Below are 14,490 nucleotides of genomic sequence, written 5' to 3'. Positions count from 1 at the left end.
GAATCGGGATTTTTTTTATTTTAATTCATGCTTATTTTTTGTGGTAATCCTTTTCCTTTAGTCAACAATTTCATATCGGAAATAACATTTAAAGTTTCTTCCACATAAATATCTTTTTGTAATTCTTCATGCCAACGTTCTCTTTTCTGTTTTAATAAAGTGTCTTTTTCAAACAAAGCAACTTCATCAGGTAAAGACGTAAAAACATATTTATTATTGTAGTCTGAAATAGCTTTAAACTTTTTAATCTTAACATCTGCAACCGCAATTTCTTTCTTAAAGTCATTTAAGTTCAAACTAAAATCATTCTCATCTTTACGCTCAAAAATCCATTTTGCATTTTCATCTATTAAATTGAAGGTTGGATTAGCAGCTATTCTCTTTTTGCTATTTGCAATAACATTATCATAATTAGCATTTAATGGTTGGTATTTAGCAGGTTCAATCTTATCCCAAGGCAATGCGCTTTCTTCATCACGTTCTCCCATATCAAGGTAAGAAAAACGATCTGGGAAAACAATATCACTCTTAACTCCTTCACGTTGCGTTGAACCACCATTAATTCTATAAAATTTTTGAATAGTAGTTTTTAACGCTCCTAAATCACCATAGGAATTCCCTCTGATAAACTGATTTAAATCAATTACATTCTGAACGGTTCCTTTACCGTAAGAATGCTTACTTCCTACTATAATTCCGCGTTTGTAATCTTGTATTGCCGCAGCAAAAATTTCAGAAGCAGAAGCAGAAAAATTATTAATCATTACAACAAGTGGACCGTCATATTGAACCTTCTTATCAGGATCTGGCAAAATTTCTGGATTTCTTCCTGGCGCCTTAACTTGAACAATTGGACCATCTGGAATGAACAAACCTACCATTTTAACAACCGTTTCTAAAGAACCTCCTCCATTATCGCGCAAATCCATAACAAGACCATCAATGTTTTGTGCTTTTAGTTTTTCAATCTCAGCCGCTACATCTTTAAATGCATCACGATTTTCTTTGTTTTCAAAACTAATATAGAATTTAGGCAAATAAATAATTCCATATTTTTTACCATCTTTTATTACGATACTTGATTTTGCAAATGTTTCCTCTGTTTCAACTTCATCTCTAATAATTGAGATTACTTTTATAGTACCGTCAACTTTTTTAACTGTTAAACGAACTTCAGTTCCTTTTGGACCCTTGATTTTTTTCACTACATCATCTAAACGCATACCTGCAATATCCAAAGGCTCTTCTTTTCCTTGCGCAACCTTAAGTATTAAATCTCCAGCCTCTAATTCTTTTCCTCTCCAAGCTGGACCACCAGAAATCAATTCTGAAACTTCAACTCCTGATTCTTTCTTTTGTAAACGAGCTCCAATTCCTTGAAATGTTCCGCTCATGCTTACATCAAATTTTTCTTTATCATCTGGTGAAAAATAGAAAGTATGTGGATCAAAGCGTTCCACAATAGAATTTAAAAATATTGCAAACCAATCGTCTCTTTCTAACTCTTTTTCTATAAAGTCAAAATACTCATTTAATGATTTTAATGAGCTTTCGCGTACTTCTTTCTCAATCACATCAAATGATTTCACCTCATACGCATTATCCTTTTTCTTTTTATCTTCCTCAAGTTGTTCTTTATCCGTTATAGAAGAAAGAGCTGACAGTTTCAATTGTTTTCTCCATCTATCCATTAACTCCGACTTATTTTTTGAAAAAGGCAATTTTTCATAATCTACATTAATACTTTCCTTAACAGTAAAATCAAAAGGTTTACTTAAAACATCTTCATATATTTCTCTAGACTCGCTCATTCTTTTTAACAAACGAGCATTTGTTAAATTAAAGAAAGTCAAATCTTTATTTTTTATCATATCGTCAATTGAAGTCTCATACTTACTAAACTCATCAATATCACTTTGAATAAAAAATCGTTTTGTAGGATCAATATTATCTAAATATTTTTTATAGACTTTTTTTGAGAAATCATCATTAATCTCAATTGGACTATAGTGACCTTTTTCTAAAACAAACGTCAATAGCTCTAATAAAAGCTTGTCTTTTTCTGGATCTTCTGTTTTCTCTCTAGGAATAAAACTCCACAGTATTGCTGATAAAGCAGTTACCAACAATATAACCTTATAATTTCTTTTCATAAATTCCACTATTCGTTTCATTGAAAAATTTTCAACTAAATTACACAAAAAATCATGCCACAAGTGTGCAAATTACTATAATTTTTTGTTAAACCCATAAAATTTAGCATTCAAAAAAAAGGTTTCGACATAAATTATTTAATTTAGCAAAAAATGTACAAAAAATGTCAAAACCACTGATACTAGTAACTAACGATGATAGCATTGTTGCTCCTGGAATTCGCGCTTTAATTGAAGTGATGAAAGAATTGGGAGAAGTTGTTGTTGTTGCTCCCGATAGTCCACAAAGCGCAATGGGACACGCAATAACCATAAACAACACTTTAAAATTAGAAAAAGTACATTTAGACAAAGACCTTGAACAAGAATACAGTTGTAGCGGAACTCCCGTAGATTGTGTAAAAATTGCGGTGAATGAAATTCTAAAAAGAAAACCCGATTTATGCGTTTCAGGAATTAATCATGGTTCCAATTCTTCTATTAACGTGATATATTCGGGAACGATGAGTGCTGCAGTTGAGGCTGGAATCGAAGGAATTCCCGCTATCGGATTTTCGTTGTTAGATTATAGTTGGGATGCCGATTTTGAACCCATCAAAAGTCATATAAAACAAATAGCATCAGAAGTTTTAAAAAATGGTTTACCAGAAGGGGTAATTTTAAACGTTAATTTCCCAAAATTAAGCAAAGAAGATATCAAAGGAGTAAAAATTTGTCGTCAAGCGAAAGCCATGTGGCAAGAGGAATTTGACAAGAGAACCAATCCACAAGGAAAAGAATATTATTGGTTAACCGGAAAATTTGTCAATTTAGATAAAGGAACTGATACCGATGAATGGGCTTTAGAAAATGGTTATATTTCGATTGTACCGGTGCAATTTGATTTAACGGCACATCATGCGATACAACAATTAAATTCTTGGGAATTATAAATTTAGAGGACTAAAAATGAAATATTATATCATAGCCGGAGAAGCTTCGGGCGATTTACACGGTTCAAATTTGATGAAAGCTTTGTATGAAAAAGACCCAACTGCCGAAATTCGTTTTTGGGGTGGCGATTTAATGCAAAACGTAGGCGGAACTTTAGTAAAACACTACCGTGAATTGGCTTTTATGGGTTTTATTGAAGTCGTTATGAACTTAAAAACGATTTTGAACAACATCAAAATCTGCAAAAAAGACATTGAAGCGTTTCAACCAGATGCTATAATTTTCATTGACTACCCTGGATTTAATATGCGTATTGCTACTTGGGCAAAAGAGCGAAATATCCCAACACATTACTATATTTCGCCTCAAATTTGGGCTTGGAAAGAAAATCGCATCAAAGCTATCAAACGTGATGTAGATTATATGTATGTGATTCTTCCGTTTGAGAAAGATTTTTACGAGAAAAAACACAATTTCCCTGTACATTTTGTTGGACATCCATTAATTGATGCTATTGCAAGTAGAACGGAAGTCACAGATGAAATTTTTAGAAAAGACAATCATTTATCAGACAAACCAATTATCGCATTATTACCAGGAAGTCGCAAGCAAGAAATTGCTAAAATGCTTTCGATTATGCTTTCAGTTGTAAAAGATTTTCCGGATTATCAATTTGTAATTGCTGGCGCTCCAAGTCAGGAATATGAGTTTTACAAAACGTTTTTAACGAATGAAAACGTTAAATTTATTTCGAATAAAACTTATGATTTATTAAGTCATTCGCACGCAGCTTTGGTTACTTCTGGAACGGCTACTTTAGAAACTGCATTGTTTAATGTTCCTGAAGTGGTTTGTTATAAAGGAAGTTGGGTTTCATACCAAATTGCAAAGCGCATCATCACTTTAAAGTACATTTCATTGGTGAATTTAATCATGGACAAAGAAGTGGTTAAAGAATTAATTCAAGATGAATTGAACACGAAGAATTTAAAATTAGAATTGAATAAAATTCTAAATTCAGAAAGTCGCAACATTTTATTGAACAATTATGCCGATTTAAAACAGAAATTAGGAGGCGAAGGCGCGAGTAAAAAGACTGCGGAACTAATTCTAAATTCTTTCAAAAAATAAAGAATATTCTTATCGATTTATTACAAACTTAACGATTTTTTTATATTTTTGGGATTAAGAAGTCCCAACTCCTTAAAACTAAATACTAACTTCAAAAACAAAAGTGATTGAAAGTATTTAAGTTTCCTTTACTCACCATTACCATTAGTTTTGCGATAGGAATTATTGCAGAATTTCACTTGCAGTGGAGTTTTCAAACACTTGTAATTTTACTATTTTCTTACTTGGGAATTTTTAGCTTCCTCTTTTGGAAAAGCAAAAAAGCTTTGCTTCAAAATACTCTTTTTGGCATCACCACTTACCTACTCGCTTTTACTTTAGGTATGATGAATTTTTATATTCATTCTGATTTAAATTCGAAACATCATTACTCTAAAAAATCATTTGAAGAAACGAATTCCATTAGAGCCATCGTTAGCACAACTTTAAAACCAAATGAGAAATACTATAAATATTTTATTTCACTTTCGCACTTTAATGATTCGATTGCTTCTGGAAAACTATTGCTTTATGTTCCAAAATCAAATATTGAGATCTTACATTCTGGAGATGAAATTTGGTTGAACAACACCGTTTATCCAATTCCAAAAGCTTTCAATCCGTACCAATTTGATTATTCGAAATATTTAGAAAAGCAAAACGTATTCCATCAAATTTACACACAAGAAAATCAAATTAAAGTCATTCAAAGACATAAAACTTCAGATTATTACATTGAAAATTTAAGAAACAATCTCAGCCAAAGTTTCGATATTCACCATTTTGAACCCAAAACCAAAGCCATAATTGACGCCTTAATTTTAGGGCAACGATTAGAATTGGACAAAGAAACGATTGCCGATTATTCTAATGCCGGTGTGATTCATATTTTAGCGATTTCCGGATTGCATATTTCCATCATTTACTTTTTTATTGTGTTCTTGTTAAAACCACTAAAAAGAGTTCGTTTTGGAGCGGAAATTCAATTACTAATCGTCTTAGCGATTTTATGGTTATTTGCTTTACTTACGGGTTTGCCGGCTTCGGTAACTAGAGCCGTGACATTGTTTAGTTTTATTAGTATTGGCAACTATTTCAATCAGCCGAAAGCGATTTATAACGCATTGGCCATTACTGCTTTTTTGATTTTATTAGTAAAACCAAATGCTATTTTCGATATTGGATTTCAATTGAGTTATGCAGCCGTTTTATCAATCGTTTTGTTTCAACCTTTTTATAAAAAATTCTATTTTTCCGAAAATAAAATTGCAATTTATTTTACTGATACGGTTTTGGTTTCCTTGGCAGCGCAAATTGGCGTTTTACCTTTGAGTTTGTATTATTTTAATCAATTGCCTTTGTTATTTTTATTAGCGAATTTAGTCATAATTCCACTTTCGAGTTTGGTTTTAATTACTGGAATTGTGATTTTACCGCTAAATTATGTACTACCTTCCGTTGCGGTTTTCTTGGGGAAAATTCTAGAATTCAGTATTCAATTCATGAATGATTATATTCATTGGATTGCCCAATTTAAAAGCGGAATTATCACGAATATTTCGTTTTCGGGTTGGTTGACATTTTCGATGTATTTAGTCATTATTGCCTTTATTTATTGGATGTATCACACAAAAGTTAAAAACATAAAATATATTTTAGCAACCGTTTTACTTTTCCAATTGAGTTATATTAGTGTAAAATGGAACGAAAATCAAGGAAGTGAATTGATAGTTTTTAATGAAAAATCGACTTTAATCGGAATCAAAAATCAAAATAGTGTTATTGCATTTACTGATATTCCGGAAAATCACAACACTACTTTAAATCATTACACTCGAGGAACGTTTTCCGATTCATTACGAATTTTCCCTATGCAAAATGCAATTTCATTCCGAAATAAAAGAATTTTGGTGATTGATAGCTTGGGAATTTACAAAACTTCAATTCGACCTGAAATCATAGTTTTAACTCAAAATCCCAAAATCAATTTATCGCGATTGATACAAGAAATGCACCCTAGAGAAATTATTGCGGATAAAAGCAATTACAAAAACACCATTAAACGTTGGGAAGCCACTTGTGGAAAAGAAAAAATCCCTTTCCATGCTATTGCCGAAAAGGGATTCTATAGATTGAAATAATTCTTATTTTTTCTGAATAATCTGATTTGCTCCGTCAATCCAAACTTTTGGACCTCCGGCCACATAACCTGTACTTCCTAAAGCTGTTAAATTCACTTTAGCTTCAGCGGTTTTAGCAGCACTTACAAACCAAACCGTTGGATAACCTCTAACTTGTAATTGTTGCTGTAGCTGCGCATTTTGCATTTTTACAGCATCCGTTTGTTCGTTTTTTCTAGGAAAATCTAATTCTACTAAAACCACATTATCTTTTGCCCATTTGATAAATTCTGGGGTTTTGAAAACTTCTTTTTGTAAACGAATACACCAACCACACCAATCAGAACCCGTAAAAAACAAAAACATTGGTTTATTCTCTTTTATAGAAATATCAGTTGCTTTTGACATATCTGTATGCCATGTTAACTCTTCTTGCGCTTGGATTGACATACTCGTCAAAGTTAAAAACGCTATTAGTAAAATCTTTTTCATATTGTAAATTTATAAAACAAAATTAAGCAAATTAGATGCCAAAAAAAGCTATTACTTAACTTCTTGCATTAATTTTTTAACTAATGGTGAAATAGCTATTAGAACCACTCCAGCTACTAAAGCATAAATGGCTAATTGTTGGTAACCATCAGCATAAGTATTTAACTTTTCTAAGTTGGTCATATTTTTAGAAGCACTTGCAATATTTGCTCCTAATAATCCCGCAAAATATTGACCATAGGCACTTGCTAAAAACCACATTCCCATAATAACCGCTTGTGTTTTTTGTGGTGATAATTTAGTCATGGCACTCATTCCAATTGGTGATAAACATAATTCACCAAAAGTAATTACAAACCATCCAAGAGTAAATAAATCCAAAGAAGTTTTCCCATCTGGTCCTGCAAAAAACTTAGTGTAATAAAATACCCAAAAACCTCCTGCTAGGAACAAGAATGCTAAACCAAATTTAATAATTGTATTTGGCTCTATCTTTTTCTTTGCCATCCAAAGCCAAACCATACCTACTAATGCTGCGAAAGCAATTACAAAAAAGGAGTTAGCGGAGTTGTTTACTCCATTAGGATCTAAAGGAATTCCTAAAACTGTATTGTTTAAATTCTCAGCAGCAAAATCACTTAAAGAGCCACCACTTTGTTCAAAAAATGCCCAAAAAACAATTGAAAACAACATAAAAATTACTGCTGCAATTAATTTTTTGTTTTCAGCAATTGAGAAACCTCGCATTTCATAGGCTAAATATAACAATGAAAATGGACCAATAGTATACATAAAATAATCTGTATATTCTGTATTAGAAACCATAACGATTATAATTGGAATAATCAAAATAGAACCTAAATAAGTAGACCACTCATAAATTTTTCTTTTACCAGATTCAATATGCTGTAATGGTGATAAACCAATATTTCCTAAACTTTTTTGCGTTTGTGTAAAGGTTAATAAACTAATAACCATAACTACAGCTGCTAATCCAAAAGCAACATTCCATTCCAAACCTTCAGGTATTATAGAAGATAACATTTCTCTTTTTCCAACTGCTATACAAACATAACCTCCGATTAAAGCTCCTAGATTAACACCCGCATAAAACAATGAAAATCCAGCATCAGTTCTAGAATCACCTTCTTTGTAAAGCTTTCCAACCATCGATGAAATATTAGGCTTAAAAAAACCTGTTCCTACAATGGTAAAACTCACTCCTACAAAAAACATTGATTTCGGGTCTATTGCTAAAATTAAGCTCCCTACAATCATTAATATTCCTCCCCAAAATAAGGATTTTCTAAATCCAAAAATTTTATCCGCAAACAATCCTCCTATAAAAGTAAAAGCATACACCCATGCTTGAGTTGCTCCGTATTGAAGATTTGCAGTTTCTTTGTCCATCAATAAATGATGCACCATATAAAAGTAAAGCATTCCTCGCATTCCGTAAAAACAGAAACGCTCCCACATTTCGCTGAAGAATAAATACCAAAGTTGTTTTGGATATTTTCCTTTAAAATCCTGAATTTGTTCTATTGTTTGCATCTTAGTGAATACCTTTTTCTTGCATTACTTTGTTTAATTGTTTCAATAAAACAAACATCAACATAGTTGCAAACATTAATAATCCGAAGTTAACCCAAAAGAAGTCTTGTTTGTTATCATAGGTATCCCAAAGACTTGCTAAAACCCCACTTAATTTATTTCCGATAGAAGTAGATAAAAACCAACCACCCATCATTAAAGAAGTAATATTCGTTGGACTTAATTTGGAAACTACAGACAATCCCATCGGACTCAAGAACAATTCTCCGATTGTGATAACCCCGTAATTGGCAACTAACCACCAAACACTTACTTTTTCTGTTCCGTTTGCTCCCATATTTACGGCGGCAATCATTACTAAAACAGATAAAGCTGAAATTAATAAACCGAATGCGATTTTAGTTGGTGTTGAAGGCTCTTTCTTTCTGCTTCTTAAAAACGTGAAGAAAGCAACAACTAATGGCGTTAAAATAATTACCCAACCAGGATTGATTGACTGACTTAAATTGGTTGCCCAAAGCAATACTTTCGAACCTTCTTCAGGTAATTTATCTTTGGCTACGTTTCTAAAGTAAACCGGATAATCCACTGTTTTTTGAACTTCGCCATCTACTTTTTGAATTCGGAAACTTGAATCGTATAATTCAACGGTATCTTTTTTGTATTCTACTTCTTTAGCTAATTTTAATCCATTAAAAACCGTTTGAGTGGTTCCTGTGATTTCTCTATCTGTATAACGATCTGCCCAAGTTGTTAGGGCTGAACCATTCAATTTGAAAACAGCCCAAAATAAAATTACAACAGCAAAAATAGTTAACAAAGCACCGATTGGTCTTTTGTCTTCTACTTTCGCTTTAAAATATAAACTTCCGTAGAAGAAAATTACGGGAATACAAGCGAAAATAAAAGCATCTGTACTATCCGAACCAAAAATATAACCGTTTGGATTTGCTTCCGAAGTTACTCCTTTGATTAACCAACCAATTACTCCAAAAACAGCAGATGGAACTAAAATAAACATTACAATTTTCCAGAAAGGCATGTCGCCAGCTTGTACTCCTTTTTTTTCTGTTTTATCGCCATAATGTTTTGTTCCTAGTAAGAAAACGATAACACCTACAAACATTCCAACTCCAGCTGCCATGAAAGCATATTGCCAACCTAATAAAATCTGTAAAGCCGCTCCAAAGAAGTTACAAATAAACGCTCCAACGTTAATTCCCATGTAGAAAATGTTGTAACCTTCGTCTTTTTTGTCTTTGAATTTATCTTCGGTATAGAAATTACCTAAAAGAGTTGAGATATTTGGTTTGAAAAAACCGTTACCCACGATAACTAATGTCATGGCAATGTAAAGCATCGTAATGTCATGAATTCCCATCATGAAATAACCGGCTCCCATCATGATTCCTCCAATAACGATGGATTTTTTATAACCCCAATATCTATCAGCAACTAAACCTCCAATGAAAGGCGTTAAGAATACCAAAGCGATAAAAGTTCCGTATAAATCGGATGCTTCTTTCTCAGTCATAGCGAATCCAGCTTCGACATCTTTAAGATATAAGGTAAAAATACCAATCATTAAATAGTAACCGAAACGCTCCCACATTTCAGATAAAAACAAGTAAGGCAATGCTTTAGGATGACTTTTCCACATAATTTATTGTATTAAAAAAACAAACCTACAAGGGTTTCTTGTAGGTTTGAAAGATATAAAAAATATTTTTATTGACAATTAGCTAATACCATTCATCATTTTTTTCAATTTTGGTGATAAAACTGCTAAAATAACTGCCGCAATTCCACACAAAACAACGAATACCATGAAAAATTCATATAAATTATGGATTTCAAAACCAGCAAATGATGTATACTCCATCGGTAATTGTTCTTTCTCAAATAAAGCTACTTGCTCTGCTGTTAACGTAACTTTCTTGTCCAACACATCTTGAAGATTTACTCCAATTGTTTCTGCCTTTTGAAATTTATCACCTGTTGCTGGAATAATTGCTCCTAACGAACCCGCTAAAGCATAACCAGCAGCATTTGAGATAAAGAACACTCCATATAATAAAGAAGCAAAACGTTTTGGTGCTAATTTACCAACCAATGACAATCCAATTGGAGATAAACAAAGCTCCCCCATTGTTTGAATAAAATACAACAATACCAACCATTTAATAGCTAATAATCCAGAATTTCCTAAATCTTTAACATTATGTGCGATGATAAAATAACTTAATGCAATTAATGCCAATCCCATAGCTTGTTTTAATGGAGAAACTGGCTCTTTACCTTTTGCTCTCAATTTATCCCACATTAAGCTGAAAGGAACTGCCAAAATAACAACAAAAAGGCCATTAAAAATTTGTACCATTGAAGCCGGCATTTCCCAATCAAACAAGAAATGTCTATCCGTTTGATTAGAAGCAATAAATGTCAAAGAAGAACCTGCTTGTTCAAACGCAGCCCAAAAGAAAATAATAAAAAACGAAACAATATAAATTACCCAAATTCTTTGTCTTTCCACTGTATTCTCAGCTGAACTCATAATAAGAAATGCTAAAGAAATTCCTGCAGAATATATTATTGGGTAAATAATTCCTTTTACTAATGTACCTATTTCAAAATTACTAAATCCTACTTCAGACACTAAAAAATATCTAAATGCAAAAAACAACAAAACAAATAAAACTGAAGCTATTCCAATAGACTTTGAAGAAAAACTTGCTTGCTCTTCAACTTCTCCTTTAGATTTATCTTTGTTAGGCTTACCCCCGATAGGTTCTCCTTCTGGCGTAACTACATACTTATTTTTTAAAAAGAAAAAAACCAATGTTCCTAAGATCATTGCAATACAAGCCATCAAATATCCCCATTTGAAAACTGTTGGGTCTTGAACATTATTAACTTTTACATCGGCAATAAGTGGAACAAAATATTGACTTAATAAAGCACCAATATTAATTCCCATATAAAAAATGGTAAAAGCTGAATCTAATTTTGTTTTTTCCTGAGCTGGATACAAACTTCCCACCATTGATGAAATATTTGGTTTAAAAAATCCATTTCCAAAAATGATTACAAAAAGACCTAGCCAAAATATGCCTTTAGATAAATCTAAATTGGTATCATAAATAGTAGCACTATAAAACAACGAAAATTGACCAATTGCCATTAGAGTACCTCCAAGCATAATACAACTTCTGTTTCCTAAATATTTATCAGATATAAATCCTCCTAATAAAGGAGTTAAATAACAAAGAGCTAAAAACCCTCCATAAATAATAGATGCATTTGATTCCCCTAACATTAAGGCATTTACCATGAACAATGTCAAAATCGCTCGCATTCCGTAGAAATTGAACCTTTCCCACATTTCGGTTCCAAATAAAACCCATAGTCCTTTTGGATGACCTGTTTTTACTGCTTCACTCATATAATTTGTTTTAGTTTATTGGTTTATTATAGTTTTTCTTTGATGTAATTTGTCATTTTGGTGTACAATTGTAAGCGCGTTTTTCCACCATAAATTCCGTGATTTTTATCTGGATAAATGGCCCAATCGAATTGTTTGTTGGCTTGTACTAAAGCTTCAATCATTTTCATTGTATTTTGAACATGAACGTTATCATCAGCTGTTCCGTGAATTAATAAGAAGTTTCCTTTTAATTTACTTACGTGATTGATTGGCGAATTGTTATCGTAACCACTTGCATTTTCTTGTGGTGTTTGCATATAACGCTCTGTATAAATACTATCGTAATATCTCCAAGAAGTTACTGGAGCTACTGCAATTGCCATTTTGAATACATCAGCACCTTGGAACAAACAGTTAGACGACATGAAACCTCCATAACTCCATCCAAAAATTCCGATTCTTGAAGCGTCAACGTAGTTGTATTTTCCAATTACTTTAGCTGCGTCGATTTGATCTTCTACTTCGTATTTACCTAATTCTTTTTGTGTGCATTTTTTGAAAGCTGCTCCTTTGAAACCAGTTCCTCTACCGTCTACACAAGCTACGATGTAGCCTTGTTGCGCTAACATCATGAACCAATAATCATCTGTACTATTCCAAGCATTATCTACTTGTTGCGATCCTGGACCAGAATATTGATACATGAAAACTGGATATTTTTTATTTGGATCGAAATTTTTTGGTTTAATCATCCAAGCATTCAATTGGTGCCCTTTTTCAGTAGTTAAAACGAAAAACTCTTTTGGAGTTACATCATATTTTGCTAATTTTTGCTCTACCGCTTCATTAGAAACAATTGTTTTAACAACCGCTCCCGTTTTAGAATCATTTAAAGTATAAGTTGGTGCTGAAGTTGCGCTTGAATACGTATTGATGAAGAATTGGAAATTCGGGCTAAAAGTTGCTGAATTGGTTCCTGTTTTCGTAGACAATCTAACTTTTGATTTTCCATCAACTTTAATAGCATAAACGTCTCTATTGATAGAGCCATTTTCTACTGATTGATAATAAATCATTCCTGATTTTTCATCGAAACCATAATAGTTGGTTACTTCCCATTTTCCAGAAGTAATTTGTTTTTTCAATTTACCTGATTTATCGTAGTGGTAAATATGATTGAATCCGTCTTTTTCTGATGTCCAAATAAAACTGTTATCTTTTAAGAAAGTTAGGTTATCGGTAACATCTACATAAGCCGCGTCTTTTTCATTTAAAACGATTTTTGTAGTTCCTGCATTGGCATCAACAAAATGTAAGTCAAGATTATTTTGGTGACGGTTCATTACCTGAACGCTTAAAACAGCAGCGTCGTTAGTCCATTTGATTCTTGGGATATAAAAATCTTTATAATCTCCTAAATTGATTTTTTTAGTTGTCCCCGATTTTAAATCGAAAATATGTAAAGAAACAATGGCGTTTTTCTCACCTGCTTTTGGATATTTAAAAACCGTTTGTGTTGGATATAATCCTTCATTATACATGTCCATTGAAAACTCCGGAACTTCGGTTTCATCAAACTTGATGTAAGCGATTTTTGTACCTGTTACATTCCAATCATACGCTTTTACGAAGGCAAATTCTTCTTCATAAACCCAATCCGTAATACCATTAATGATTTTATTTTTTTGTCCGTCTTGCGTAATTTGAATTTTTACACCTGATGATAAATCATGAACATATAGATTGTTTTCAAATGCGTAAGCAACTTTGGTTCCATCAGCACTAAATGTTGGCTCTTGAATAGCATTAGAAGTAAAACTATTTACCGTTTTTGATGAAATATCATAAATAAAATATTGTGCTGTAAAAGAGTGACGGAAAATAGGATTAGAATTGGTTGCAATTAAAATCTTTTTCTCGTTTTTATCGAATGAATAACTATCAATTGATTTAACTTCTGGATGATTTTTGGTATCGAAAAGAGTACTCACTTTTTCTAAAGTAGCAAAATCATACAAATCGATTTGGTAACTTTTCGAAGTTCTGTCGTAATTTAATACCGTGTATTGGTTGGTGTTCTTCATGGCGCTCAAAGCATCCATCCCTTTGGTTCTGAAAGCTCCGCCCCAAATTTCTTCCAAAGTAATTTTTTGTTGTGCTACAACTGATAATGAGCTTACTACAAAAAGTAAAATCGCTAAACTGTATTTTTTCATAATATTATGTTCTTAAAAAACCTCCAATTTTAGTGAAAATATATGAATTAACCATAATTTTAACTTCATTTAATAAACTTTTTGATTTTTAAAAAATATTTAACTACATTTATAATTGAAATGGCAACATAAATAAATGACAGTAACACTACAAAATGGATTATTTATTTTATCCAACACTTTCGTGGTTGCTAACTTGTATGTCTTTCTTTATTTAATTTTACTTCTTACTGTTTTTGGGTTGTTTTTTAATTTTCAATTAAGATCGTCTAATATTGATTTTCGAACTTTAAGAAACACTATAAATTACCATTCTAATTCCCAATATCGCTATTATTTTTTATATCTAGGATTAATTTTTCCTGTTGCAGAATTGTTTCATTTGATTTTTAATGAATCGAAAAGTGTTAATTCTTATTTTGAATTTATTACAGGTGCTTTTTGTGTTTTTATTTTTTTAATTACTGCAAAAAATGAAATAGCCAAAT

At 32.0% G+C, this 14,490-nt stretch carries 9 protein-coding genes; 3 read left to right on the top strand and 6 right to left on the bottom strand.

Annotated elements, in window-relative coordinates:
• Window positions 1-20: 20 nt before the first annotated feature.
• Entirely contained in the window at window positions 21-2,174 is a 2,154-nt protein-coding gene (locus IM755_RS05040; protein ID WP_194094230.1) for a carboxy terminal-processing peptidase, read from the bottom strand.
• 143 nt (window positions 2,175-2,317) lie between these two features.
• Between IM755_RS05040 and surE the strand changes: the two genes are divergently transcribed.
• The 3 genes from surE to IM755_RS05025 all read left to right on the top strand — a co-directional run bounded on the left by surE (window position 2,318) and on the right by IM755_RS05025 (window position 6,337).
• A complete protein-coding gene (gene surE / locus IM755_RS05035; protein WP_194094228.1) occupies window positions 2,318-3,085 on the top strand; it encodes a 5'/3'-nucleotidase SurE in 768 nt (255 codons plus the stop codon).
• A gap of 16 nt (window positions 3,086-3,101) precedes the next feature.
• Window positions 3,102-4,217 (top strand): lipid-A-disaccharide synthase, encoded by a 1,116-nt coding sequence (gene lpxB, locus IM755_RS05030; protein ID WP_194094226.1) that lies wholly within the window; start codon window positions 3,102-3,104, stop codon window positions 4,215-4,217.
• Window positions 4,218-4,324: 107 nt separating this feature from the next.
• Window positions 4,325-6,337 carry a ComEC/Rec2 family competence protein gene (locus tag IM755_RS05025; RefSeq protein WP_194094224.1) on the top strand — a complete coding sequence of 671 codons (2,013 nt, stop codon included), beginning with the start codon at window positions 4,325-4,327 and terminating at the stop codon, window positions 6,335-6,337.
• Window positions 6,338-6,340: 3 nt separating this feature from the next.
• Here IM755_RS05025 and IM755_RS05020 read toward each other — a convergent pair whose 3' ends face one another.
• The 5 genes from IM755_RS05020 to IM755_RS05000 all read right to left on the bottom strand — a co-directional run bounded on the left by IM755_RS05020 (window position 6,341) and on the right by IM755_RS05000 (window position 14,002).
• A complete protein-coding gene (locus IM755_RS05020; RefSeq protein WP_194094222.1) occupies window positions 6,341-6,808 on the bottom strand; it encodes a thioredoxin family protein in 468 nt (155 codons plus the stop codon).
• Window positions 6,809-6,859: 51 nt separating this feature from the next.
• The gene (locus tag IM755_RS05015; protein ID WP_194094220.1) at window positions 6,860-8,362 is read right to left on the bottom strand and encodes a peptide MFS transporter; all 1,503 of its coding nucleotides are present in this window, start codon (window positions 8,360-8,362) and stop codon (window positions 6,860-6,862) included.
• A gap of 1 nt (window position 8,363) precedes the next feature.
• The gene (locus tag IM755_RS05010; RefSeq protein WP_194094218.1) at window positions 8,364-10,022 is read right to left on the bottom strand and encodes a peptide MFS transporter; all 1,659 of its coding nucleotides are present in this window, start codon (window positions 10,020-10,022) and stop codon (window positions 8,364-8,366) included.
• Between the two features lie 78 nt (window positions 10,023-10,100).
• Window positions 10,101-11,804 (bottom strand): peptide MFS transporter, encoded by a 1,704-nt coding sequence (locus tag IM755_RS05005; RefSeq protein WP_194094216.1) that lies wholly within the window; start codon window positions 11,802-11,804, stop codon window positions 10,101-10,103.
• 26 nt (window positions 11,805-11,830) lie between these two features.
• Complete coding sequence (locus tag IM755_RS05000; protein WP_194094214.1) at window positions 11,831-14,002, bottom strand: S9 family peptidase; 2,172 nt, start codon at window positions 14,000-14,002, stop codon at window positions 11,831-11,833.
• Window positions 14,003-14,490: the final 488 nt, after the last annotated feature.

This window comes from Flavobacterium proteolyticum, from assembly GCF_015223105.1.
In the GTDB taxonomy this organism is placed as follows: Bacteria; Bacteroidota; Bacteroidia; order Flavobacteriales; family Flavobacteriaceae; genus Flavobacterium; species Flavobacterium proteolyticum.
The sequence above is the reverse complement of the archived record's forward strand: the minus strand, read 5'-3'. Positions and strand labels throughout refer to the sequence as shown.